General features: G+C 43.1%; 38 protein-coding genes. 35 read left to right on the forward strand and 3 right to left on the reverse strand.

Annotated elements, in window-relative coordinates; all coding sequences use genetic code 11:
* Positions 1–15: 15 nt before the first annotated feature.
* A complete protein-coding gene (tuf, locus tag A5883_RS14960; protein WP_005226902.1) occupies positions 16–1,203 on the forward strand; it encodes an elongation factor Tu in 1,188 nt (395 codons plus the stop codon).
* 128 nt (positions 1,204–1,331) lie between these two features.
* On the opposite strand, the gene A5883_RS14965 is transcribed toward tuf, so the two are convergent.
* Both A5883_RS14965 and A5883_RS14970 read right to left on the reverse strand, forming a co-directional pair.
* Entirely contained in the window at positions 1,332–2,057 is a 726-nt protein-coding gene (locus A5883_RS14965) for a nitroreductase family protein (protein WP_086338943.1), read from the reverse strand.
* On the reverse strand, positions 2,041–3,486 hold the full coding sequence (locus A5883_RS14970; RefSeq protein ID WP_086338944.1) for an aminotransferase-like domain-containing protein: 1,446 nt from the start codon (positions 3,484–3,486) through the stop codon (positions 2,041–2,043). Before A5883_RS14970 ends, A5883_RS14965 begins: the two co-directional genes overlap by 17 nt.
* Positions 3,487–3,593: 107 nt before the next feature.
* Between A5883_RS14970 and thiD the strand changes: the two genes are divergently transcribed.
* From thiD to truA, 34 genes are all read left to right on the forward strand, one after another.
* The gene (gene thiD / locus A5883_RS14975; RefSeq protein ID WP_086338945.1) at positions 3,594–4,424 is read left to right on the forward strand and encodes a bifunctional hydroxymethylpyrimidine kinase/phosphomethylpyrimidine kinase; all 831 of its coding nucleotides are present in this window, start codon (positions 3,594–3,596) and stop codon (positions 4,422–4,424) included.
* A 341-nt stretch (positions 4,425–4,765) separates the two neighbouring features.
* Positions 4,766–5,074 carry a 30S ribosomal protein S10 gene (rpsJ, locus tag A5883_RS14980; protein ID WP_003127966.1) on the forward strand — a complete coding sequence of 103 codons (309 nt, stop codon included), beginning with the start codon at positions 4,766–4,768 and terminating at the stop codon, positions 5,072–5,074.
* A 22-nt stretch (positions 5,075–5,096) separates the two neighbouring features.
* Positions 5,097–5,726, forward strand: a complete 630-nt coding sequence (gene rplC, locus A5883_RS14985; protein ID WP_003127967.1) for a 50S ribosomal protein L3 — start codon at positions 5,097–5,099, stop codon at positions 5,724–5,726.
* Positions 5,727–5,755: 29 nt separating this feature from the next.
* The gene (gene rplD / locus A5883_RS14990) at positions 5,756–6,379 is read left to right on the forward strand and encodes a 50S ribosomal protein L4 (RefSeq protein WP_005226910.1); all 624 of its coding nucleotides are present in this window, start codon (positions 5,756–5,758) and stop codon (positions 6,377–6,379) included.
* Positions 6,379–6,672, forward strand: coding sequence for a 50S ribosomal protein L23 (locus tag A5883_RS14995; RefSeq protein ID WP_005226911.1), 294 nt, complete (start codon positions 6,379–6,381; stop codon positions 6,670–6,672). The genes rplD and A5883_RS14995 overlap by 1 nt, the downstream gene beginning before the upstream one ends.
* Before the next feature lie 39 nt (positions 6,673–6,711).
* Positions 6,712–7,545 (forward strand): 50S ribosomal protein L2, encoded by an 834-nt coding sequence (gene rplB / locus A5883_RS15000; protein ID WP_005226912.1) that lies wholly within the window; start codon positions 6,712–6,714, stop codon positions 7,543–7,545.
* A 42-nt stretch (positions 7,546–7,587) separates the two neighbouring features.
* Complete coding sequence (rpsS, locus tag A5883_RS15005) at positions 7,588–7,866, forward strand: 30S ribosomal protein S19 (protein ID WP_005226914.1); 279 nt, start codon at positions 7,588–7,590, stop codon at positions 7,864–7,866.
* A gap of 23 nt (positions 7,867–7,889) precedes the next feature.
* Positions 7,890–8,237 (forward strand): 50S ribosomal protein L22, encoded by a 348-nt coding sequence (gene rplV / locus A5883_RS15010; RefSeq protein WP_003127973.1) that lies wholly within the window; start codon positions 7,890–7,892, stop codon positions 8,235–8,237.
* 13 nt (positions 8,238–8,250) lie between these two features.
* Positions 8,251–8,907 (forward strand): 30S ribosomal protein S3, encoded by a 657-nt coding sequence (gene rpsC, locus A5883_RS15015; protein ID WP_005226916.1) that lies wholly within the window; start codon positions 8,251–8,253, stop codon positions 8,905–8,907.
* Between the two features lie 2 nt (positions 8,908–8,909).
* Complete coding sequence (gene rplP / locus A5883_RS15020; RefSeq protein ID WP_005226918.1) at positions 8,910–9,344, forward strand: 50S ribosomal protein L16; 435 nt, start codon at positions 8,910–8,912, stop codon at positions 9,342–9,344.
* A complete protein-coding gene (rpmC, locus tag A5883_RS15025) occupies positions 9,334–9,522 on the forward strand; it encodes a 50S ribosomal protein L29 (protein ID WP_002288664.1) in 189 nt (62 codons plus the stop codon). Before rplP ends, rpmC begins: the two co-directional genes overlap by 11 nt.
* 24 nt (positions 9,523–9,546) lie before the next feature.
* Positions 9,547–9,813: a 30S ribosomal protein S17 gene (gene rpsQ, locus A5883_RS15030; RefSeq protein WP_003128005.1), complete on the forward strand. Its 267-nt coding sequence runs from the start codon at positions 9,547–9,549 to the stop codon at positions 9,811–9,813.
* Between the two features lie 60 nt (positions 9,814–9,873).
* On the forward strand, positions 9,874–10,242 hold the full coding sequence (rplN, locus tag A5883_RS15035) for a 50S ribosomal protein L14 (RefSeq protein WP_003128006.1): 369 nt from the start codon (positions 9,874–9,876) through the stop codon (positions 10,240–10,242).
* Between the two features lie 35 nt (positions 10,243–10,277).
* Positions 10,278–10,589 (forward strand): 50S ribosomal protein L24, encoded by a 312-nt coding sequence (rplX, locus tag A5883_RS15040; protein WP_003128007.1) that lies wholly within the window; start codon positions 10,278–10,280, stop codon positions 10,587–10,589.
* A 27-nt stretch (positions 10,590–10,616) separates the two neighbouring features.
* Positions 10,617–11,156 carry a 50S ribosomal protein L5 gene (gene rplE, locus A5883_RS15045; protein ID WP_005227088.1) on the forward strand — a complete coding sequence of 180 codons (540 nt, stop codon included), beginning with the start codon at positions 10,617–10,619 and terminating at the stop codon, positions 11,154–11,156.
* An 18-nt stretch (positions 11,157–11,174) separates the two neighbouring features.
* The gene (locus tag A5883_RS15050) at positions 11,175–11,360 is read left to right on the forward strand and encodes a type Z 30S ribosomal protein S14 (RefSeq protein ID WP_003128010.1); all 186 of its coding nucleotides are present in this window, start codon (positions 11,175–11,177) and stop codon (positions 11,358–11,360) included.
* Between the two features lie 32 nt (positions 11,361–11,392).
* Positions 11,393–11,791, forward strand: coding sequence for a 30S ribosomal protein S8 (gene rpsH / locus A5883_RS15055; protein WP_005227093.1), 399 nt, complete (start codon positions 11,393–11,395; stop codon positions 11,789–11,791).
* A 31-nt stretch (positions 11,792–11,822) separates the two neighbouring features.
* A complete protein-coding gene (gene rplF / locus A5883_RS15060; RefSeq protein ID WP_005227095.1) occupies positions 11,823–12,359 on the forward strand; it encodes a 50S ribosomal protein L6 in 537 nt (178 codons plus the stop codon).
* A gap of 57 nt (positions 12,360–12,416) precedes the next feature.
* Positions 12,417–12,773, forward strand: a complete 357-nt coding sequence (rplR, locus tag A5883_RS15065; protein ID WP_005227097.1) for a 50S ribosomal protein L18 — start codon at positions 12,417–12,419, stop codon at positions 12,771–12,773.
* 20 nt (positions 12,774–12,793) lie between these two features.
* Entirely contained in the window at positions 12,794–13,294 is a 501-nt protein-coding gene (gene rpsE, locus A5883_RS15070; protein ID WP_003128014.1) for a 30S ribosomal protein S5, read from the forward strand.
* A gap of 13 nt (positions 13,295–13,307) precedes the next feature.
* Complete coding sequence (gene rpmD, locus A5883_RS15075; RefSeq protein ID WP_003128015.1) at positions 13,308–13,487, forward strand: 50S ribosomal protein L30; 180 nt, start codon at positions 13,308–13,310, stop codon at positions 13,485–13,487.
* A 40-nt stretch (positions 13,488–13,527) separates the two neighbouring features.
* Complete coding sequence (gene rplO, locus A5883_RS15080) at positions 13,528–13,968, forward strand: 50S ribosomal protein L15 (protein WP_003128016.1); 441 nt, start codon at positions 13,528–13,530, stop codon at positions 13,966–13,968.
* Entirely contained in the window at positions 13,968–15,263 is a 1,296-nt protein-coding gene (secY, locus tag A5883_RS15085) for a preprotein translocase subunit SecY (RefSeq protein WP_005227099.1), read from the forward strand. Before rplO ends, secY begins: the two co-directional genes overlap by 1 nt.
* Before the next feature lie 60 nt (positions 15,264–15,323).
* Positions 15,324–15,968 carry an adenylate kinase gene (locus A5883_RS15090; protein ID WP_005227100.1) on the forward strand — a complete coding sequence of 215 codons (645 nt, stop codon included), beginning with the start codon at positions 15,324–15,326 and terminating at the stop codon, positions 15,966–15,968.
* 188 nt (positions 15,969–16,156) lie between these two features.
* Entirely contained in the window at positions 16,157–16,375 is a 219-nt protein-coding gene (gene infA / locus A5883_RS15095) for a translation initiation factor IF-1 (protein ID WP_002288695.1), read from the forward strand.
* Positions 16,376–16,407: 32 nt separating this feature from the next.
* On the forward strand, positions 16,408–16,524 hold the full coding sequence (rpmJ, locus tag A5883_RS15100; RefSeq protein WP_002288710.1) for a 50S ribosomal protein L36: 117 nt from the start codon (positions 16,408–16,410) through the stop codon (positions 16,522–16,524).
* A gap of 17 nt (positions 16,525–16,541) precedes the next feature.
* Positions 16,542–16,907, forward strand: a complete 366-nt coding sequence (gene rpsM / locus A5883_RS15105; RefSeq protein ID WP_005227102.1) for a 30S ribosomal protein S13 — start codon at positions 16,542–16,544, stop codon at positions 16,905–16,907.
* 27 nt (positions 16,908–16,934) lie between these two features.
* Entirely contained in the window at positions 16,935–17,324 is a 390-nt protein-coding gene (rpsK, locus tag A5883_RS15110) for a 30S ribosomal protein S11 (protein ID WP_005227104.1), read from the forward strand.
* Positions 17,325–17,403: 79 nt separating this feature from the next.
* Positions 17,404–18,342: a DNA-directed RNA polymerase subunit alpha gene (locus A5883_RS15115; RefSeq protein ID WP_008376367.1), complete on the forward strand. Its 939-nt coding sequence runs from the start codon at positions 17,404–17,406 to the stop codon at positions 18,340–18,342.
* 70 nt (positions 18,343–18,412) lie between these two features.
* Complete coding sequence (rplQ, locus tag A5883_RS15120; protein ID WP_003128038.1) at positions 18,413–18,793, forward strand: 50S ribosomal protein L17; 381 nt, start codon at positions 18,413–18,415, stop codon at positions 18,791–18,793.
* A 271-nt stretch (positions 18,794–19,064) separates the two neighbouring features.
* On the forward strand, positions 19,065–19,901 hold the full coding sequence (locus tag A5883_RS15125) for an energy-coupling factor ABC transporter ATP-binding protein (RefSeq protein WP_005227109.1): 837 nt from the start codon (positions 19,065–19,067) through the stop codon (positions 19,899–19,901).
* Complete coding sequence (locus A5883_RS15130) at positions 19,877–20,737, forward strand: energy-coupling factor ABC transporter ATP-binding protein (protein WP_086338946.1); 861 nt, start codon at positions 19,877–19,879, stop codon at positions 20,735–20,737. The genes A5883_RS15125 and A5883_RS15130 overlap by 25 nt, the downstream gene beginning before the upstream one ends.
* On the forward strand, positions 20,734–21,531 hold the full coding sequence (locus A5883_RS15135; protein WP_005227113.1) for an energy-coupling factor transporter transmembrane component T family protein: 798 nt from the start codon (positions 20,734–20,736) through the stop codon (positions 21,529–21,531). The genes A5883_RS15130 and A5883_RS15135 overlap by 4 nt, the downstream gene beginning before the upstream one ends.
* A 155-nt stretch (positions 21,532–21,686) precedes the next feature.
* On the forward strand, positions 21,687–22,433 hold the full coding sequence (gene truA / locus A5883_RS15140; RefSeq protein WP_086338947.1) for a tRNA pseudouridine(38-40) synthase TruA: 747 nt from the start codon (positions 21,687–21,689) through the stop codon (positions 22,431–22,433).
* Positions 22,434–22,490: 57 nt separating this feature from the next.
* Here truA and A5883_RS15145 read toward each other — a convergent pair whose 3' ends face one another.
* Entirely contained in the window at positions 22,491–23,804 is a 1,314-nt protein-coding gene (locus A5883_RS15145) for an MFS transporter (protein ID WP_005227117.1), read from the reverse strand.
* Positions 23,805–23,973: the final 169 nt, after the last annotated feature.

The raw sequence follows: 23,973 nt of genomic DNA on the forward strand, positions 1-23,973 counted from the left end.
GAGGAACATTTTAAAATGGCAAAAGAAAAATTTGACCGTTCTAAACCCCACGTAAACATTGGTACGATCGGACACGTTGACCATGGTAAAACTACACTTACAGCTGCTATCACAACTGTATTATCTAAAAAAGGTTTGGCTCAAGCTTCAGCTTACGACCAAATCGATGGCGCTCCAGAAGAACGCGAACGCGGAATCACTATCTCAACTGCTCACGTTGAGTACGAAACTGAAGCACGTCACTATGCTCACGTTGACTGCCCAGGACACGCGGACTACGTTAAAAACATGATCACTGGTGCTGCTCAAATGGACGGCGCGATCTTAGTAGTATCTGCTGCTGATGGTCCTATGCCTCAAACACGTGAACACATCTTGTTATCACGTAACGTTGGTGTACCATACATCGTTGTTTTCTTAAACAAAATGGATATGGTTGATGACGAAGAATTACTAGAATTAGTTGAAATGGAAGTTCGTGACTTATTGTCAGAATATGACTTCCCAGGCGACGATGTTCCTGTAATCGCTGGTTCTGCTTTGAAAGCTCTTGAAGGCGATGCTTCATACGAAGAAAAAATCATGGAATTAATGGCTGCAGTTGACGAATACGTTCCAACTCCAGAACGTGACACTGACAAACCATTCATGATGCCAGTCGAAGACGTATTCTCAATCACTGGACGTGGTACTGTTGCTACAGGCCGTGTTGAACGTGGACAAGTTCGCGTTGGTGACGAAGTTGAAATCGTTGGTATTGCTGAAGAAACTGCTAAAACAACTGTAACTGGTGTTGAAATGTTCCGTAAATTGTTAGACTATGCTGAAGCAGGGGATAACATTGGTGCATTGCTACGTGGTGTTGCTCGTGAAGACATCCAACGTGGACAAGTATTGGCTAAAGCTGGTACAATCACACCTCATACAAAATTTAAAGCTGAAGTTTACGTTTTAACAAAAGAAGAAGGTGGACGTCATACACCATTCTTCACTAACTACCGTCCTCAGTTCTACTTCCGTACAACTGACGTAACTGGTGTTGTTGAATTACCAGAAGGAACTGAAATGGTTATGCCTGGTGATAACGTAACAATCGACGTTGAATTGATCCACCCAATCGCTATCGAAGACGGAACTCGTTTCTCAATTCGTGAAGGCGGACGTACTGTTGGTTCAGGCGTTGTAACTTCAATCCAAGCTTAATTTGATTGATCGAAGAGCAAAAGCGTACGCGCTTTTGCTCTTTTTTTGACTCTTGTAGAAAAAAAGCCGCTCTCTCTAGCGTGGATGAATCCGTTACGGTTCATCGAAGCTAAAGAGAGCGGTGCTTTTTATTTTATTAGATTTTGCTTCTTCAAGAAGGCGTCAAATCCTTGGTCAGGACGATTGCTGTAAAAGCCAGCGAATTTTTCTGACCATGGTTTGGTCTCGCGGGCTTCTCCAAAAGCAGTCATCGTTTGATCGTACGCTTCGATCGCCTCATAAGAATAGTTCTGGTAGTGATTGTAATGAATGACCGCTTCTTCTGGCAAGCGAGGTTTGACCTTCATTTCTACGATTGGTTTACCAATGCTCAAGCCAGCCACAGGATAGACATATTCTGGTAAGTGCAACAATTCAGCGATTTTGGCGCTGTCTTTGCGGACGCTGCCAGAAATGACGGTGCCTAAGCCCAGTGATTCAGCAGCGATCGCACCAGATTGCAAAGCGATGCTGGCATCAGTGGTGGCGATCAATAGTGGCTGATAGCCCTCATCGATTGGATAGGGGGTCTGTTTTTCGTCAGCAACTTTTTTGGTTCGATTTAAATCAGCTAAAAATAGCAGAAAGAGTGAACTTGCTGCGATATGAGGATTGCCAGGATTCCATTCGACCATTTGTTGGCGAATCTGCGGGTCGTCGATCACTAAGATCGAATAGGCTTGCCCGTTCATCCAGCTAGGTGCTTGACGAGCCGCAGTCAAAATCGCGGTTACTTCCTCTTGGCTCAAGCGGTAGTCAGGGTCAAATTGTCGGTAAGTGCGGTGATTGTGCAAAAGCTCAATGGTTTCGTTCATAGGTTTGCTCCTTTAACTGTTGGGTGATTTTTGTGAATCGTTCTTGAAATAGCGGTAAATCATCTTTGGCTAAGCGGGTATAGTTCAAACGCAAGCCATTCGTATCGTTACTGAAAAGAAACGCAGGTGCTACTAAGCAATCGTTCGCCAAAAAGAGTGACCAATCTTTGCGAGTCAATGTGCGGTGACGCCAAGTCAACCACAGGTAAAGACCACCTTTCGTCGACTGCCATTGCCAATCCTCCTGAAATGCCTGCAAGAGTTGGAGTAAGTCTTGCTGGCGCTGGGCCATTTCTGCAAGCAGTGTCCGCTGCTGCTGGTGGTAATCAGAGGAGCGTAAGGCGATGTTGGCAAGGACTTGCGGGAAGATCGTGGTATCGATCGCCATCCGTTTTTTCGCTTGGGCAAATTGGTCGGCTAACGCTTCTGGCACCAAAAGCCAGCCGATTTTGATGGATGATCCTAGTAATTTTGAAAGCGAGCCTAAATAAATGACGGTTTCGGGAGCCATGGATTTTAGCTTGGGTGGTACTTTCTCAAAAGCCAACTCGCTAAAAACATCGTCTTCTATGATCGGTACTTGGTAGGTCTGGCAAAGGCGGATGATCGCTTGGCGCCGATGGTCACTCATAGTATGTCCCGTTGGATTTTGGAAGGTAGGATTCAGATAGACGAATTTGATCTTCTTTTCCTTCAACACTTTTTCCAATGTCGCAGGCCGCATTCCTTCGCTATCTTGCTTGATCCCGATCAACTGGACATTCATCGTGGAAAACAAGGGGAGAGAGAACAAGAAAGAAGGGTCCTCTGTCGCGATACAATCCCCCGCATGCAATAAGACTTGCATTAGCAAGGTGATTCCTTGTGTCGATCCAGCAGTGATCACTAGTTTTTGTCCGTTGGTGGGCAAATTGAAGGAATCAGCAAGGTGCTGCAATAAGATTTCTTGCAAAGGTTCATAACCCGTCGGTAATACTTTGGTGCTTTCTTTGCGAATCTCTTCCCAGGTAAAGGCAGGAAACGTGAAATCGGGGATCAGATCGGCAGGTAGATCACCTGTGTACAGATCCAGCACATCCTTCTCAGTGCGCAAATGCTGAATCTGTTGAACGTAAGGGTCTTGCTGCAGATAAGGGCTGCTTAAAGACGAGCGCAAATAAGAAAGTGGCGTTTGGCGGTTCCCCCAACGACCTTCCAATACACGAGAGCCGCTGCCTTGTTTTCGTTCGATCCATCCTAAGCTTTTCAATTCATCTAACGCTTTGACGACGGTGGAACGATTGACGCCAAAAGTCTGGGCGAGGCTGCGCTCTGGTGGCAAACGATCCCCAGGTCCATAGATTCCCGCTTGGATCTCTTCGATAAAATGAGTCACGATCTGCTGGTAAATCGGTTGTTTCTTCTGTTTGTCGATACTTGATGAAGCCATCCTGCACCACCTTTTTCAATTGGATGGTTTAAAAATAAGCCAAATGGCTCTTTTCGTCAAGGGGAAGATTGACTATACTTAGCAAAAAGCACAAGGAGATGAGGAAGATGGAAAAAGTCCTATCAATTGCTGGGTCGGATTCAACCGGAGGTGCCGGTATCGAAGCAGATTTAAAAACATTTCAGGAATATGGTGTCTTTGGTTTTGCCACGATCGCTTCGATCGTCACGATGGACCCACAAGCAGGTTGGAGCCATGAAGTAACGGCGATGGAAACAGCGCTTGTCGAAAAACAAATGATCTCTGCTTTTGCAGGTGATCCGATGGATGCTCTAAAAACGGGCATGTTAGGCAATGAAGACAATATTGTCCAAGCTGCGCAGATGATCCAACAGCAGCAAGTCAAAAATGTGGTGATCGATCCTGTCATTGCTTGCAAAGGGACTGCAGAAATCTTACAGCCAAAAAGCGTCGATGCCATCATCACGCATTTGTTGCCGTTAGCAGATGTTGTCACCCCCAATTTAGTAGAAGCGGGGATTCTTTCAGGTTTGGGTGATTTGACGAGTGTGGAGGCCATGAAGCAAGCTGCTGAAAAAAACCATGAATTAGGTGCTAAATACGTCGTGATCAAAGGGGGGCATCGCTTGCCAGGAGCAAAAGCCATTGACCTCGTTTATGATGGGCAATCCTTCCTCTTGTTAGAAAGTGAAAAAATCGCTACCGATTTCAATCACGGGGCAGGCTGCACCTTTTCAGCAGCGATCGCTGCGGGTCTTGCAAAAGGCAAACCCGTCGTGGAAAGCGTTCGGTTAGCGAAAGCCTTTGTCACAGCGGCAATCAAAGAAGGAGTGGTGATCAATCCTTATGTGGGTCATGTGTGGCATGGTGCCTATACTCACGCCCAAGACCGTATGCAGGAGGAAGCGCCGCAATAGCAGGTTTTCTTCTATAATAAATGGGAAATGAAGAAGTGCTTGAAAGAAGCGGTCAACGCTTCTTTTTTTGTGTTACGAAACCAAAAGAAAATTTTCTGAAAGAAATGCAAAAGAATCCCGGTTTTTCCATAAAAAAAGCTTGCAATCAATGTTTATCCGTAATATAATCATAAAGGTGCTGTTTACGTAAATACGTAAGTCACACTGGCAGCAAAGAAATTTTCTGCCGGCTACGAAACGAGAGGTTGCGACACGCCCGGACGCTTTGCCATGGACGAGCGTGACGGAAAATTTTCGTGGAGCTATGTCTACTTTTCAAAATAGGCGAAGGAGGGAAAACAATGGCAAAACAAAAAATTCGTATCCGTTTAAAAGCGTATGAACATCGTATTTTAGATCAATCAGCGGATAAAATCGTAGAAACTGCAAAGAGAACTGGAGCTGGCGTATCTGGTCCAATTCCATTACCAACTGAACGCAGCTTGTACACGATCATCCGTGCGACGCACAAATACAAAGATTCACGCGAACAATTCGAAATGCGTACACACAAACGTCTAATCGACATTGTGAATCCAACACCAAAAACTGTTGATGCTTTAATGAAGCTAGACTTGCCAAGCGGTGTTAATATCGAAATCAAACTATAATAATTAAGATGGAGGTGTAATCATGACCAAAGGAATCTTAGGGAAAAAAGTGGGAATGACTCAAATCTTCACTGAATCTGGCGAATTGATTCCAGTAACTGTAGTAGAAGCTACACCAAACGTAGTGCTACAAGTGAAAACAATCGAAAATGACGGCTACGAAGCAATTCAAGTCGGCTACCAAGATATGCGTGAAGTTTTGTCTAACAAACCTGCGAAAGGTCATGTTGCAAAAGCAAACACGGCTCCTAAGCGCTTCATTCGCGAATTCAAGAATGTAGAGCTAGAGGGCTTAGAAGTAGGATCAGAAATCAAAGTTGATATTTTTGAAGCAGGAGACATCATCGATGTAACCGGCACTTCGAAAGGTAAAGGATTCCAAGGCGTTATCAAACGTCACGGACAAAGCCGCGGACCAATGGCTCACGGTTCTCGTTACCACCGTCGTCCTGGATCAATGGGTCCAGTTGCACCTAACCGTGTATTCAAAAACAAACGTCTTGCTGGACGTATGGGCGGAAATCGCATCACGATCCAAAACTTGGAAATCGTACGCGTAGACGCAGAACGCAACGTTATCTTGATCAAAGGTAATGTACCTGGCGCGAAAAAATCATTGATTACAATCAAATCAGCTGTGAAAGCTAAATAAGTAGATAGGAAGAAAGGAGGAACTAAGGAATGCCGAATGTAGCATTATTCAAACAAGATGGAAGCCAAAATGGCGAAATTACATTGAACGAAGAAATCTTCGGAATCGAACCAAATGAATCAGTTGTCTATGATGCAATCATCATGCAACGCGCTTCATTAAGACAAGGAACACACGCTGTGAAAAACCGCAGTGCCGTTCGTGGCGGTGGCCGTAAACCATGGCGCCAAAAAGGAACTGGACGTGCCCGTCAAGGTTCAATCCGTTCACCACAATGGCGTGGAGGTGGCGTAGTCTTCGGACCAACACCACGTTCATACAGCTACAAACTTCCTAAAAAAGTTCGTCGCTTAGCAATGAAATCTGTATTGTCAGAAAAAGTTGCTTCAAATAACTTGGTAGCAGTAGAAGGATTAAGCTTTGATGCTCCAAAAACAAAAGAATTCAAACAAGTTTTAGCTAACTTGACAATTGACTCTAAAGTATTGGTAGTTTTAGAATCTGAAAACGACTTTGCCGCTTTATCTGCGCGCAACTTGCCAAAAGTTTCTGTAGTTACTGCTGATAACATTAGTGTTTTAGACATCGTTTCTAACGACAAAATGTTAGTGACACAAACTGCTCTTACTCAGATCGAGGAGGTGCTTGCATAATGAACTTACTAGACGTTATTAAACGCCCAGTGATCACTGAAAAATCAATGCTTGCCATGGATGACAAGAAATACACTTTTGAAGTGGACACAAAAGCTAACAAAACTTTAGTAAAACAAGCTGTAGAAGCTGCCTTTGACGGAGTGAAAGTGGCAAACGTGAACATCATCAACGTTCGTCCGAAATTCAAACGCATGGGTAAATATGCAGGATATACAAAAAAACGTCGCAAAGCTGTTGTGACTTTAACTGAAGATTCTAAAGAAATCCAAATTTTCGAAGCTGCTGAATAAGCAACTCACGCATAAACTTTACATGGGAGGGAAAAAGACGTGGCGATTAAAAAGTACAAACCTACCACGAACGGCCGTCGTAATATGACAAGTTCTGATTTCGCTGAAATCACAACTTCAACACCAGAAAAAACATTGTTAGCTCCTTTGAAAAACAATGCTGGTCGTAACAACAACGGACGTATCACGGTTCGTCATCAAGGTGGCGGTCACAAACGTCAATACCGTTTGATCGATTTCAAACGTAACAAAGACAACGTCGTTGCTACGGTTAAAACGATTGAATATGATCCAAACCGTTCTGCTAACATTGCGTTAGTACATTACGAGGATGGAGTAAAAGCATACATCTTAGCACCTAAAGGATTAGAAGTTGGCATGACTGTCGTTTCTGGTCCAGATGCAGATATTAAAGTAGGGAATGCATTACCACTAGAAAACATTCCAGTCGGTACTGTTATCCACAACATCGAAATGAAACCTGGTAAAGGTGGACAATTGATTCGTTCAGCTGGAACAAGTGCTCAAGTACTTGGTAAAGAAGGCAAATACGTATTGATCCGCTTGAACTCTGGTGAAGTACGGATGATCTTAGCATCATGTCGTGCAACAATCGGTTCTGTTGGTAATGAACAACACGAATTGATCAACATCGGTAAAGCCGGTCGTTCTCGTTGGATGCGCAAACGCCCAACTGTACGTGGTAGCGTAATGAACCCTAATGATCACCCACACGGTGGTGGTGAAGGTAAAGCACCAATCGGACGTAAAGCACCAGTTTCTCCTTGGGGACAACCTGCACTTGGTTACAAAACACGTAACAAAAAAGCAAAATCAGACAAACTTATCGTTCGTCGTCGTAAAACTAAGTAATATACTTGACCGTGTGTCGCACATTTTGAGAGGAGGTACACCATGGGTCGTAGTTTGAAAAAAGGACCTTTTGTCGATGACCATTTGATGAAAAAGGTCGAAGCACAAGAAGGCGCTGAAAAGAAAAAAGTGATCAAAACTTGGTCACGTCGTTCTACAATTTTCCCTAATTTTATCGGATTTACAATTGCTGTGTATGATGGACGGAAACATGTACCAGTTTACATCCAAGAAGACATGGTAGGACACAAATTAGGTGAATTTGCACCAACAAGAACTTATCGCGGACATGCTGCCGATGATAAGAAAACAAGACGCTAATTTTGAGGGGAGGATATCCAAAAATGGCAGAACAAATCACATCAGCGAAAGCAACTGCTAAAACAGTCCGCGTTTCTCCTCGTAAATCTCGTCTAGTTATTGACTTAATCAGAGGGAAAAGCGTTGCTGAAGCAATCGCGATCTTAAAGTTCACACCAAACAAAGCAGCTGGAATCATCGAGAAAGTCTTGATGTCAGCTATTGCCAATGCAGAAAATAATTTTGACTTAGATGTTGAAAACTTGATTGTTTCTGAAGCATTCGTAAACGAAGGACCAACGATGAAACGTTTCCGTCCACGTGCGAAAGGTTCAGCTTCACCGATCAACAAACGTACAAGTCATATTACTGTAGTCGTATCAGAAAAATAAGGAGGGACAATCAGTGGGTCAAAAAGTACATCCAATTGGAATGCGTGTAGGCATCATCCGTGACTGGGATGCTAAATGGTATGCTGAAAAAGAGTATGCTGAATTTCTACATGAAGATTTGAAAATCCGTAAATTTATCGCATCTAAACTTGCTGATGCCGCTGTGTCTACAGTTGAGATCGAGCGTGCAGCAAACCGCGTGAATATTTCAATCCACACAGCTAAACCAGGTATGGTTATCGGTAAAGGCGGATCTGAAGTCGAAAACCTAAGAAAAGAATTAAATAGCCTAACTGGCAAACGAGTTCACATCAACATCGTTGAAATCAAAAAACCAGATTTAGATGCTAAATTAGTAGGCGAAGGAATCGCACGTCAATTAGAGAACCGTGTTGCTTTCCGTCGTGCTCAAAAACAAGCGATCCAACGCACAATGCGTTCTGGCGCTAAAGGAATCAAAACACAAGTTTCTGGCCGTCTAAATGGTGCGGATATCGCTCGTTCAGAAGGTTACTCAGAAGGAACCGTTCCACTTCATACATTACGTGCGGACATTGATTACGCATGGGAAGAAGCAGATACAACATACGGAAAACTAGGAGTTAAAGTGTGGATTTATCGTGGAGAAGTTCTTCCAACTAAAAAGAACACTGAGAAAGGAGGGAAATAAACATGTTAGTACCTAAACGTGTAAAACACCGTCGTGAGTTCCGCGGAAAAATGCGTGGCGAAGCGAAAGGCGGAAAAGAAGTAGCATTCGGTGAATACGGCTTACAAGCTGTTGAATCACACTGGATCACAAACCGTCAAATCGAAGCTGCCCGTATCGCAATGACTCGTTATATGAAACGTGGCGGGAAAGTATGGATCAAAATTTTCCCTCACAAATCTTATACTGCCAAAGCTATCGGGGTACGTATGGGTTCTGGTAAAGGGGCTCCTGAAGGATGGGTATCACCAGTTAAACGTGGTAAAATCATGTTTGAAATTGCCGGTGTACCTGAAGAAGTTGCGCGCGAAGCGTTACGTCTTGCTTCTCACAAATTACCAGTGAAAACGAAGATCGTAAAACGTGAGGAAATGGGTGGTGAATCGAATGAAGGTTAAAGAAATCAGAGAATTAACCACTGCCGAAATGCTAGATCAAGAAAAACAATTGAAAGAAGAATTGTTCAATCTTAGATTCCAATTAGCAACAGGTCAATTAGAAAACACTGCACGTATCAAAGAAGTACGTAAATCGATTGCACGCATTAAAACAGTATTGCGTGAACAAGCTAAGTAATAGTGGAAGGAGGCCATTTAGCGTATGACTGAAGAAAGAAATCAACGCAAAGTTTACCAAGGTCGCGTGGTATCAGACAAAATGGATAAAACTATCACTGTTGTCGTTGAAACAAAGAAAAACCACCCTATCTACGGCAAACGTCTGAACTATTCTAAGAAATACAAAGCACACGATGAAAACAACGAAGCAAAAGTTGGCGATATCGTGAAAATTATGGAAACTCGTCCATTATCAGCTACGAAACGTTTCCGTCTAGTAGAGATTGTTGAAAAGGCAGTGATTATCTAATCACACGAGATTTTCCTATATAGATTGTGAATTGCAAAATCTGAAAGGAGGATACACATCGTGATCCAAGCAGAAAGCCGATTAAGAGTGGCGGACAACTCAGGTGCCCGTGAAATTCTAACGATCAAAGTCCTTGGCGGATCTGGTCGTAAAACTGCCAATATTGGTGACGTGATTGTTGCTACGGTTAAACAAGCAACGCCAGGTGGGGTTGTCAAAAAAGGTGACGTCGTTAAAGCCGTTATCGTTCGTACTAAATCAGGAGCTCGTCGTACAGACGGTTCATACATCAAATTCGATGAAAATGCTGCGGTTATTATCCGTGACGATAAGAGCCCTCGTGGAACTCGTATCTTTGGCCCAGTTGCCCGCGAATTGCGTGAAGGCAACTTTATGAAGATCGTTTCCCTAGCACCAGAAGTATTGTAATAGTGATTCTTATCTAAAGGAGGTGCGAAACAAACATGTTTGTTAAAAAAGGCGATAAAGTTAAAGTTATCACTGGTAAAGACAAAAACAAAGAAGGCGTTGTGCTAGCAGCGTTTCCTAAAAAAGACAAAGTCGTTGTTGAAGGTGTCAATGTTGTCAAAAAACACCAAAAACCTTCTCAAACTGCTCCTCAAGGCGGAATCGTTGAAATGGAAGCACCAATTCATGTTTCTAACGTGATGGTGGTTGATCCATCGAACGGTGAAGCTACGCGTGTCGGTTACAAAGAAGTTGACGGCAAAAAAGTCCGCGTTTCTAAGAAAACCGGAGAAGTTCTTGATAAATAATCTGATGAAGGAAGGAGGGGCTAACAGATGAACCGCCTTAAAGAAAAATATTCAAAAGAAGTTGTCCCATCATTAATGGACAAATTTAACTACAGCTCAATCATGGAAGCACCAAAAGTTGATAAAATCGTTATCAACATGGGTGTCGGTGACGCTGTTTCTAATGCTAAAAACTTAGACAAAGCTGTTGAAGAATTACAATTGATCTCAGGTCAAAAACCATTGATCACAAAAGCGAAAAAATCTATCGCAGGATTCCGTTTACGTGAAGGAATGCCAATCGGTGCGAAAGTAACACTACGCGGCGAAAGAATGTATGAATTCTTAGATAAACTAGTAAGTGTGTCATTGCCACGTGTCCGTGACTTCCACGGTGTGAGCAAAAAAGCGTTCGACGGACGCGGAAACTACACTTTAGGTATCAAAGAACAATTGATTTTCCCTGAAGTAGATTATGATTTGATCGACAAAGTACGTGGTATGGATATCGTGATTGTAACAACAGCAAACACAGATGAAGAATCTCGTGAATTGTTGACACAATTAGGCATGCCATTCCAAAAATAAAAAAAGGAGGCGAACTACGTGGCTAAAAAATCAATGATTGCTAAAAACAAACGCCCTGCTAAATTCTCAACGCAAGAATACACTCGTTGTGAACGTTGCGGACGTCCACATTCAGTTTATCGTAAATTTCATCTTTGCCGTATTTGCTTCCGCGAACTTGCCTATAAAGGACAAATTCCCGGCGTGAAGAAAGCTAGCTGGTAAACTATACTCGCATAAAGGAGGTAAATTATCCCATGGTCATGACAGATCCAATTGCAGATTTTCTAACGCGCGTGCGTAACGCAAACATGGTTAAACACGAAAGCCTAGAAGTACCTGCTTCAAAAATCAAACGTGATATCGCTGAAATCTTGAAACGTGAAGGTTTCGTCCGCGATGTTGAATACATTGAAGATGACAAACAAGGCGTGATCCGCGTATTTCTTAAATACGGTAAAAACGGTGAACGTGTTATCACAAACTTAAAACGTATCTCTAAACCAGGCTTGCGTGCTTATGTCAAAGCTGACGAAGTACCAAAAGTATTGAATGGTCTAGGAATCGCGATTATCTCAACTTCTGACGGTGTAATCACTGACAAAGAAGCTAGAGCAAAAAATGTTGGCGGCGAAGTAGTCGCTTATGTATGGTAATTTAAAATATTCCACAAGGAGGTGCCTCTAAGTGAGTCGTATCGGTAATAAGATCGTCGTTCTTCCTGCTGGTGTTGAAATCAAGCAAAACGGAAACGACATTACAGTTAAAGGACCTAAAGGTGAATTAACACGTACTTTCTCTTCTGATATCACAATGAATATCGAAGGAAACGAAGTAACATTCACTCGTCCAAATGATAGTAAAGAAATGAAAACTATCCACGGAACTACCCGTGCAAACTTCAACAACATGGTTGTTGGTGTTTCTGAAGGTTTCCAAAAAGCGTTAGAATTAATCGGGGTTGGGTACCGTGCTCAATTACAAGGGAAAAAACTTGTATTGAACGTTGGTTACTCTCATCCAGTTGAAATCGAAGCGCCAGCTGGAATCGAAATCGAAGTTCCTTCAAACACTTCTGTGATCGTTAAAGGATCAGATAAAGAAGTCGTTGGCGAATTGGCTGCCAATATCCGTGGCGTTCGTCCTCCAGAACCTTATAAAGGCAAAGGAATTCGTTATGTTGGCGAATTTGTACGCCGTAAAGAAGGTAAAACTGGTAAATAGTCGTAATTCTTTACGACTAGCAGCTTAGGCTAGCAAAATTAAAAGAGGTGACAAATTGTGATTACAAAACCAGATAAAAACAAGACACGTCAGAAAAGACATCGTCGTGTACGTAACAAAATCTCTGGTACTGCTGAGTGCCCACGCTTAAACGTGTTCCGTTCGAACAAAAACATCTACGCACAAGTAATTGATGACGTAGCGGGTGTGACGCTAGCAAGTGCCTCTGCCTTAGACAAAGAAGTTTCAGGTGCAACAAAAACTGAACAAGCACAAGCTGTCGGTAAATTAGTCGCAGAACGTGCAGCAGCAAAAGGTATTAAAGTAGTAGTCTTTGACCGTGGTGGATACCTTTACCATGGCCGTGTAGCAGCTTTAGCTGAAGCAGCTCGCGAAAATGGACTGGAATTTTAAGAGAAGGAGGAACACCATTCATGGTTTATATTGATCCAAAACATTTGGAATTAGAAGACCGCGTTGTTGCGATCAACCGTGTAACTAAAGTTGTTAAAGGTGGACGTCGTCTACGTTTTGCTGCATTAGTTGTTGTCGGTGACAAAAACGGACACGTAGGTTTCGGTACTGGTAAAGCACAAGAAGTACCAGAAGCAATCCGTAAAGCAATCGAAGACGCGAAGAAAAACTTGGTGGAAGTACCAATGGTTGGTTCTACAATCCCTCACGAAGTTATCGGTGTATTCGGCGGCGGACGCATCCTTATGAAACCTGCTGTAGAAGGTTCTGGGGTAGCTGCTGGTGGACCAGTTCGTGCCGTATTGGAATTAGCTGGGGTAGCTGATATCACATCTAAATCTTTAGGTTCTAACACACCAATCAACGTTGTTCGCGCAACAGTTGAAGGTTTAAAACAATTAAAACGCGCTGAAGAAGTGGCAGCACTTCGCGGCAAATCAGTAGAAGAATTAATCGGTTAAGGAGGACACTATAATGGCTGAATTGAAAATTACTTTAAAACGCAGTATTATCGGACGTCCCCAAAACCAACGTGATACTGTAAAAGCGTTAGGTCTTACAAAGTTGAATTCAACAGTTGTAAAACCTGCTAATGATGCAATCAAAGGCATGGTTAACACTGTTTCTCACTTAGTGGACGTTGAAGAGGTCTAAGGATCAGCAGATCTAGTTTGATTAAGGAGGTGCCAAACCTATGAAACTTCATGAATTAAAACCATCAGAAGGCTCACGCCAAGTACGTAACCGTGTCGGTCGAGGAACTTCATCTGGTAACGGTAAAACAGCTGGACGTGGACAAAAAGGTCAAAAAGCTCGTTCAGGCGGCGGAGTACGTCTAGGATTCGAAGGTGGACAAACACCATTGTTCCGTCGTTTACCAAAACGTGGCTTTACAAATGTGAACCGCAAAGAATATGCAGTCATCAATCTTGATGTCTTGAACCGCTTTGAAGACGGTGCTGAAGTAACACCTGTTGCTTTACACGAAGCTGGAATCGTTAAAGACGAAAAAGCTGGAATCAAAGTATTAGCTAACGGAGAATTAACGAAGAAATTGACTGTGAAAGCAGCTAAATTCTCAAAAGCAGCTGAAGAAGCAATCGTTGCTGCTGGTGGATCAATCGAGGTGATCTAATGATCAGACTATTGAAGGATGCCTTTAAGGTTAAGGATATTAGATCCAGAATATTGTTCACCGTCTTAATCTTGTTTGTCTTTCGTCTGGGAACACATATTACTGTGCCAGGCGTAGACGCAAGTCGCCTAAATACCATCGCGGATCTACCATTTTTAAACATGTTAAACTTGGTAAGTGGTGGCGCCATGCAACAATTTTCGATTTTCTCGATGGGGGTTTCGCCTTACATTACTGCCTCAATTGTTATTCAGTTGTTGCAGATGGATATCGTCCCTAAATTTGTTGAATGGTCGAAACAAGGTGAAGTGGGTCGTAAGAAACTAAATCAGGCAACACGTTACTTGACGTTGGTATTGGGCTTTGTCCAATCCATGACATTAACGGCTGGATTTAACTATTACACTCAACTCGGGTTTGTAAACAATCCTAATATGGCAACCTATATCGTGATCGGTCTGATTTTAACAGCCGGAACGATGTTAGTCACTTGGTTAGGAGAGCAGATCACCGAGCGTGGTATCGGAAACGGTGTGTCAATGATCATCTTTGCAGGGATCATTTCACGCTTACCAGCAAGCATCAAAGAATTGATTGAAGATTACTTCATTAACGTGGATCAATCGGATATCTGGCTAAATGCTATCTTTATGGCGCTGCTTGTGATCGCTGTGTTGATCGTCATTACTTTAGTAACGTATGTTCAACAAGCAGAACGCAAGATTCCGATCCAATATACAAAACGGGTAGCAGGAGCGCCTACCAGCAGTTACCTTCCTTTGAAAGTAAATGCTGCCGGGGTTATCCCAGTTATCTTTGCCAGTTCTTTTATTACAACACCAAATGCGATCATTCAAGCATTAGGTAGTTCATATAGAGGAGAAACTTGGTACGAAGTGGTGCAAACGATCTTTAGTTACAACACTGTACCGGGTGCGATCATCTATACTGTCTTGATCGTTGCGTTTACTTTCTTCTACGCATTTGTTCAAGTAAACCCTGAGAAATTAGCGGAAAACTTGCAAAAACAAGGAAGTTACATTCCGAGTGTGCGTCCTGGTAAAGGAACCGAAGAATATGTATCACGTTTGTTGATGCGATTAAGCACGGTTGGATCGATCTTTTTAGGATTGGTTGCTTTACTTCCAATCATCGCTCAGATGGCTTGGAATCTACCGCAATCGATCGGTCTAGGTGGAACGAGTCTATTGATCATTATCGGTGTGGCACTTGATACTGCCAAGCAGTTAGAAGGGCTTATGCTGAAACGGAAATATACTGGTTTCATCAATTAAAGTTATTGAAGTGTTGAGGATTTCCTCAACACTATTCAAAAACTTACAGGAGGAATTAGAATGAACTTCATTTTAATGGGATTACCTGGTGCTGGAAAAGGTACTCAGGCAGAACGTATCGTTGCTGAATACGGTCTTCCTCATATTTCAACAGGCGATATGTTTCGGGCTGCGATGGCGAACGAAACAGAACTAGGCCTTAAAGCAAAATCATACATGGATCAAGGCGCATTAGTTCCTGATGAGGTTACAAATGGGATCGTTAAAGAACGTTTAGCTGAACCTGATACCGAGAAAGGTTTCTTATTAGATGGTTTTCCTCGTACATTGGATCAAGCAAAAGCGTTAGATGAGATGCTAGCTGACCTTAACAAAAAACTTGATGCCGTTATTGATATTCATGTTCCTGAAGAAGTTCTTGTAGAACGTTTAGCCGGCCGCTTCATGTGCCGCAATTGTGGGGCAACTTATCATAAATTGTTCAATCCTCCAAAAGAGGAAGGAACATGTGATCGTTGTGGAAGTCATGACTTCTACCAACGTGAAGATGATAAGCCTGAGACGGTCAAAAATCGTCTAGCTGTCAATATCAAAAGCAGTGAACCAATTTTGACTTATTACAAAGACAAAGGGTTATTGCAATCGATTGATGGGGATCGCGACATCGACGCTGTATTCGAAGATGTTCAAAAGATCATTGACTAATCATAGATTGCCCGAGTCCAACTTGCAGCTTAAAACTTTCTCTTGAAATCTTTGACAGGATATGATAGAATATGTCAGTCCGACTTCTACTTTTTATTAAGTAGGAGCATAGTTTGAGAATATCAGGTGGGAACCGAGTTTCCGCCATTTTATCGTGTGAAAATCACAAGTACAAGGAGGTACTGTGCGTGGCAAAAGAAGATATGATTGAAGTCGAAGGTACAGTCGTCGAAACTTTGCCGAATGCAATGTTTAAAGTAGAATTGGAAAACGGACACCAAGTTCTAGCGACCGTTTCTGGTAAGATCCGGATGCACTACATTCGTATTTTACCTGGAGACAAAGTGACGGTGGAATTATCCCCGTATGATCTGAACCGTGGCCGCATTACTTATCGCTTTAAATAATTGTACTCCGTAAAACCACAGGAGGTATTATCATGAAAGTAAGACCATCAGTAAAACCAATGTGCGAACATTGTAAAGTAATTCGTCGTAAAGGACGCGTTATGGTGATTTGCCCAGCAAATCCAAAACATAAACAACGTCAAGGATAATCGGAGGTGTAACAAATATGGCTCGTATTGCAGGAGTAGATATTCCTCGTGATAAACGTGTGGTCGTTTCACTTACTTATATCTATGGTATTGGTAACACGACTGCAAAACAAATTTTAGCTGACGCTGGCGTGTCTGAAGAAGTTCGCGTTCGTGATTTAACGAATGAACAAACAGATGCTATCCGTGCGGAAGTTGATAAATTAAAAGTTGAAGGTGACCTTCGTCGTGAAGTGAACTTAAACATCAAACGATTGATGGAAATCGGTTCTTACCGTGGAATCCGTCATCGCCGTGGATTGCCAGTTCGTGGACAAAACACGAAAAACAATGCACGTACTCGTAAAGGCCCGTCTAAAACAGTCGCAGGCAAGAAAAAATAATTCCTAAGTGAAGGAGGTTAAAACTTCATGGCAGCAAAAAAAGTGAGTCGTAAACGCCGTGTGAAAAAGAATATTGAAGCGGGTATTGCACATATTCACTCAACATTCAATAATACAATCGTAATGATCACTGATACTCATGGTAATGCATTAGCATGGTCATCAGCTGGTTCATTAGGTTTCAAAGGAAGCAAAAAATCTACTCCTTTTGCCGCTCAAATGGCAGCAGAAACAGCTACCAAAGCAGCAATGGAACACGGATTAAGAACTGTTGAAGTAACAGTTAAAGGACCTGGTTCTGGACGTGAAGCAGCAATTCGTTCATTACAAGCAGCAGGTTTGGAAGTGAGTGCGATCCGTGACGTGACTCCAGTCCCTCATAATGGATGCCGCCCTCCAAAACGCCGTCGTGTTTAATGAGTGCTGCTCATTTTGAGTGTAACAAATACGTCATTGAACAAGACACTTTTCGTTTTGAAAGGGGTAATAGATAAGAATGATTGAATTCGAAAAACCAAGAATCGCAAAGATTGATGAAGACAAAGATTATGGCAAGTTCATCGTGGAACCTCTTGAAAGAGGCTACGGAACTACACTAGGAAATTCCCTACGTCGTATTTTATTATCTTCTTTACCTGGTGCGGCAATCACCAATATTCAAATCGATGGAGTTTTACACGAATTCTCAACTGTTAAGGGTGTTCGGGAAGACGTTGCTCAAATCATCTTGAATATTAAAGGTCTTGCATTGAAAATGTACGGGGATGAAGAAAAGACCCTTGAAATTGATATTTCAGGACCTGCTACAGTAACTGCTGGCGATATCATCGTTGATAGTGATGTAGAAATCCTTAACAAAGATATGTATATCTGTACCGTTTCTGAAGGTGCTACGTTCCATGCTCGCTTAACAGTGAAACCTGGCCGCGGCTACGTTCAAGCGGACGAAAACAAAAAAGAAGACATGCCGATCGGCGTTCTTCCAGTCGATTCAATCTATACACCAGTACGTCGTGTCAACTACCAAGTAGAAAACACACGTGTCGGTCGTCGGGATGATTTCGACAAATTAACGATGGAAATATGGACTGATGGCTCAATCGAACCATTGGAAGCAATGAGTTTGTCTGCGAAGATCATGACTGAACATTTAGACATCTTTGTTAACCTAACGGATGAAGCGAAAAACGCTGAAATCATGGTTGAGAAAGAAGAAACACAAAAAGAAAAAATGTTGGAAATGACGATCGAAGAATTAGACTTATCTGTTCGTTCATACAACTGTCTAAAACGTGCAGGAATCAATACTGTACAAGAATTGACAAACAAATCTGAACCAGAAATGATCAAAGTAAGAAACTTAGGCCGTAAATCTCTTGAAGAGGTCAAAGTGAAATTACATGATTTAGGTTTAGGACTACGTAAAGACGATTAAACCGTTTTCGATTACGTTAGTTCGGTTCGTCTGACCGATACAACATTCGAAAGTGAAGGAGGGAAACCACGTGAGTTATCGTAAACTAGGACGCACATCTAGCCAACGTAAAGCGATGTTGCGTGATTTGACAACTGATTTATTCATTAACGAACGTATCGTTACGACTGAAGCTCGTGCGAAAGAAGTTCGTTCAACTGCAGAAAAAATGATCACTTTAGGTAAACGTGGTGATTTGCATGCACGTCGTCAAGCAGCAGCATTCGTTCGTAATGAAGTTGCAAGTGTACGTGAAGAAAACGAAGAAGTAGTTATTGAATCAGCATTACAAAAATTATTCAATGATATCGCTCCTCGTTACACAGATCGCCAAGGTGGATATACTCGTATCTTGAAAACAGAACCAAGACGCGGAGATGCTGCACCAATGGTTATCCTAGAACTTGTTTAAAATCACACTTATCATCACTTTATAGATGTTTACTAAGAGTGTTATGATGTTGGAAGAAACTTTCCGAGTCTAGCTCAGCGCCTACACCTCGATGTATTTCGAGGTGTACGCACTCATCATAAAGTGCTTTTTTTTTACTTTCGATTACCTGTCAAGACAGGTAATGGCAAGTGAAAAAAAGATCTGGAGACAAATCGTGCGTGAATCATTGAAAAACGTGCACTTTTTTGGTAGTGTTAGAAAGAATTAATCGCAAATGAAGGAGTCTATCATGAAGCCAATCATTGAATTGAATGCTATTACTGTGCGTTATAGCGAAGAAGAGCGTGCCGCGTTAAATAACGTATCCTTTTCCATCAACAAAGGGGAGTGGGTGGCGTTGATCGGCCATAACGGCTCTGGTAAATCAACTTTAGCAAAAACCATCAATGGCTTGATCTTGCCGCAAGAAGGCAGTGTTTCTGTCGGCGAATTGCCTTTGAATGAAGAAAATATCTGGAATATTCGAAAAATGGTCGGTATGGTCTTTCAAAACCCTGACAATCAATTCGTTGGTTCGACGGTGGAAGATGATGTGGCTTTCGGTTTAGAAAATCAAGGAATCCCGCGAGAAGAAATGCTGGTTCGTGTCAAAGACGCTCTGGAACAAGTACGGATGAGCGAGTTTGCGACCCGGGAACCCGCGCGTCTTTCTGGTGGTCAAAAACAGCGGGTAGCCATTGCTGGCGTCGTTGCATTGCGCCCAGATATCATCATTCTTGATGAAGCCACTAGTATGCTAGATCCAGAAGGTCGTGAAGAAGTGATCGCAACGATCAAAAAAATCAAAGAAAAAAACAATTTGACCGTGTTATCGATCACCCATGATATCGATGAAGCAGCCAACGCCAATCGGGTGCTGGTGATGCGTCAAGGAGAGCTCGTCCGCGAAGGGACACCCGCAGAGATTTTTTCTGCAGGTCCAGAACTGATTGAGCTAGGCTTAGATCTGCCATTTCCTGAAAAATTAAAGGCAGCGCTAAAGCAGCGGGGCGTCACGGTACCGCAAGCGTACTTAACTGAAGAAGGGATGGTGGATTGGCTATGGACATCCGTTTTGAACAAGTAGGATTCACCTACCAACCGCATTCTCCGTTTGAACAACGGGTTTTGTTCGATATTGATTTAGAGATCAAAGAAGGCTCTTATACCGCCTTAGTCGGTCATACAGGGAGCGGAAAATCTACGTTGTTGCAGCACTTGAATGCATTATTAAAACCAACGACTGGCACGGTCACGATCGGTGAGCGAGTCATCAAACCCGAGACAGACAACAAAAATCTAAAACCGTTACGTAAAAAAGTCGGGATCGTTTTTCAATTTCCTGAATCCCAATTATTTGAAGAAACCGTTGCGAGAGATATCGCTTTTGGACCGAAAAACTTTGGGGTCTCCGAAGAAGCAGCCAAAGGTTTAGCCCAAGAATACATTCAATTGGTAGGTTTAGATGAAAGTTTTCTGGAACGTTCACCATTTGACCTTTCAGGGGGCCAAATGCGCCGTGTAGCGATTGCTGGGGTCTTGGCTATGGAACCAGAAGTTTTGGTCTTAGACGAGCCGACAGCTGGCTTAGATCCACAAGGACGCAAAGAGATGATGGAAATGTTTGATCGCCTGCATCGGGAAAAGAACATGACGATCATTTTGGTGACCCACTTGATGGATGATGTGGCAAACTATGCTGATTATGTCTATGTGTTAGAAAAAGGCCGTCTCGTCAAAGCAGGCACGCCGTCTGTTGTGTTTCAAGACACTGCCTGGCTGCAAGAAAAGCAGTTGGGGGTACCGACAGCAACCGCATTTGCGGAGCAACTACAAGCCAGAGGATTGGCATTTGAGCAGTTGCCGCTAACAGCTGATGAGCTGGCGGATGTTTTAGTAGCAAAGGGGGGCGACTGCCCATGATGAATAAACTGATTTTCGGTCGTTTTATTCCCGGAGACTCCTTGATCCACCGTTTAGATCCACGAGTCAAATTGATTGCTAGTTTTTATTTTATCGCGATTATCTTTTTGGCGAATAATTGGCAAAGCTATTTATTAGCGGGTGCTTTTACGCTCTTTTGTATCTCCTTTTCAAAAATCGATTTTGGCTTCTTTATTCGAGGCGTGCGACCTTTGATTTGGCTGATTTTATTTACTGTGGCGTTACAGATTTTATTTACTACCGGCGGCGACGTCTACTGGTCTTGGTGGATCTTTAACATCACAGAATTTGGTGTCCAAAACGGGATTTTTATTTTTTGCCGTTTTGTTTTGATCATTTTCATGTCGACCTTGTTGACGTTAACGACGCCTCCATTAGAGCTTTCAGATGCGATCGAATACATTTTGCGTCCTTTAAAAGCGATCCGTTTCCCTGTCCATGAAATCTCACTGATGCTGTCGATCGCGTTGCGCTTTGTGCCAACCTTGATGGATGAAACAGAAAAAATTATGAATGCTCAGCGTGCCCGCGGGGTCGATTTCGGCGAAGGGGGACTGTTGCAGAAGATGAAGGCGATCGTTCCTTTATTGATTCCTTTATTTGTCAGCAGCTTTAACCGTGCGGAAGATCTAGCTACCGCTATGGAAGCCAGAGGCTATCAAGGCGGCGAAGGGCGTACGAAGTATCGTATTTTGCACTGGCATCAACGGGACACATTGGTTGTCATCGTTTTTGCGCTCTTTACAGTCGCGTTAGTGTTCTTACGAGGATAATCGAAGACCTATGATTGAAGTCAACCCGCGAAAGGTTCTTAACGAAGCAACGAGGCTGCTGGCGATCCCAGCGGCTGGTTCGAAAAGGCCTGTCGATCGATCAGACTTTTCTCATAGGCTTTTTTGTGAAAAAATAGAAAGAAACAGGTGATTCAATGGTCCGCTATAAAGCGACGATCGCTTATGATGGCACGAATTTTCAAGGATTTCAGCGTCAACCCAATGGACGAACGGTTCAAGAAGAGATTGAAAAGACATTAACGAAGATGAACAATGGGCAGCCGATTCAGATTCATGGTTCTGGCCGCACTGATGCGGGGGTCCATGCGCATGGGCAAGTGATCCACTTCGATTTCCCTCAAAAGCGCCCACTGGAAAAAATGCGCTTTGGTTTAGATACCCAAACGCCAGAAGATGTTGCGGTAAAATCGGTGGAGATCGTTGATGATACCTTCCATGCCCGCTACTTAGTCGTTGAAAAAACCTACCAGTTTCGAGTGGACATTGGGAAACCCCGCAGTCCTTTCCGCCGTCATTATGCCAGCTATTATCCGTATCCGCTAGATTTGGAAAAAATCCAACGAGCGTTGCCAGATTTTTTAGGCACCCATGACTTTACCAGTTTTTGCGCGACGGGCAGTTCCGTCGATGACAAAACACGGACGATCCATGAGGCGTCCATGGCGGTCAATGACGCTGCAGATGAGTTGATTTTCACCTTTCGCGGCGATGGATTTTTGTACAAGATGATCCGAATCATGGTGGGCACATTGTTGAAAATCGGCAATGGACGACTCGCACCTGACAGTATTCCTGCAATCATTGCGCAAAAAGACCGAAATGCGGCAGGACCCACAGCTCATCCAGAAGGATTGTATTTGGTTCACGTTGCCTATGAATAAGGAAAAACACAAGCTTCGCTGCTCTTGTCCAAAAAGAGAAAACGAAAGCTTGTGTTTTTATTTTTTTTCAGGCAAAACAGGGGTGGTTTCTTGCCAATTCTCAGTTCTTTCCGCAGCGGTTTTAGACGCAGCAGTGGGGGGTGTTTTTTCTAAGGTACTGGCAGCGACTAAAGCGGCGATGGCTACCAAAAATGCGAAAAGCAAGTAAAGCAGCCAGCTCCAAGCCACGTGATAGCGATTGCCGATGCCTAAAAAGACCATTTGTCCGACGGGCCCCCCTAGCATCACAATGGTGGAAAAGATCCCGCTGCTGATGGCGAGATGTTCTTCATCGATCTCACGAATCAGATGTGCCGAAAAGCGGGGATTGATTTTTCCAATCAGATAGCCTTCAGCAAAGAGCAGCACAATCATAAGCCAACGATTATGCAGGAAGAGAAAATTCAAGGTCAATAGACATAAAACGAAAGAGGTATACGCAATCAAGCGAACCAGACCAGTATTCTTGAACCAGTCGGCAGCAAACAAGGCGCCAGCGACCATGCCGATGGAAGTGGCGATGCCTGCCATCGCAACGGTGTTGCCATAAGTGGCAAACCAAAGCGCAAGGTCATCCAACAGCTGGAGATTTAGTAGACCGCTCGTGCTAGCAGCTAAGGTATTGATCAGTAAGGCAAAGAGGATCATCTTTTTAAGAAAAGCTGTACCAGTCAATAATTTAAAGGTTTCCGAGAAATTCTGAAAGAGTGGTGTTGGTGCTTGATTGATTTTCCCTGGCACCGCATAAAAGAGCGAGCGGTTCCAGAAGATCACGATGGCGGCTAAGAAAAACGTCACGGCATTGATCAAACCAAAAGCGGCAAAATTATTATTCAGTAAAATGATCCCCCAAGCACCGATCCCTTGAAAGACGATTTGAACGGTGGTTTGACACGCCATTTGAAAGCCCATGGCACTGTCTAAGGCGTCAGCAGGCACAAGACGGCGAACATAGGGCAGCTGCAACCCAGAACAATAAGCGCCCAAACAATCAGATACAATGTTGATGCCTAGCAAAAGGAAGAAAGACCATAAACTAGGCGGCAGTTGGATCAAAAAAGCGAGTGCCACAAAAAGGACCCCTTGTAATAGTCGACTGCTGATCATCCATTGCACTTTGTTTTTGGTACGATCGGCTAGATAGCCAGTCAGGATCCGTAAGAGATCAGGGACTAACAGTGCCATGGAGGCTAAGGAAACAGCAAGGGCATTAAAGGGTAATGTACTGGCATAAACTACAAAGACGATATTAAATAAACTCATGCCGATGCCGCTGAGTAAGGCGGCGTTGACTAAGGCACGATAGCCTTTGTTTTGTTGATATTCTTTCATCGAAATCATCCTTTCACGTTCTACGTTGTAAAATCAGTATAGGATGCTTTATACTAAGAGAAGAAAATAATCCACTATAGTGGAATTTAAATGTACCAGGAGCGTACCAGAGGTTACTGTCACGAGTGGCTAACAGCTAAAAGAGTGGCATGTAAATAGGGTACCGTAG

Origin of the sequence: Enterococcus sp. 5B3_DIV0040, assembly GCF_002140755.1 — a bacterium.
In the GTDB taxonomy this organism is placed as follows: domain Bacteria; phylum Bacillota; class Bacilli; order Lactobacillales; family Enterococcaceae; genus Enterococcus_D; species Enterococcus_D casseliflavus.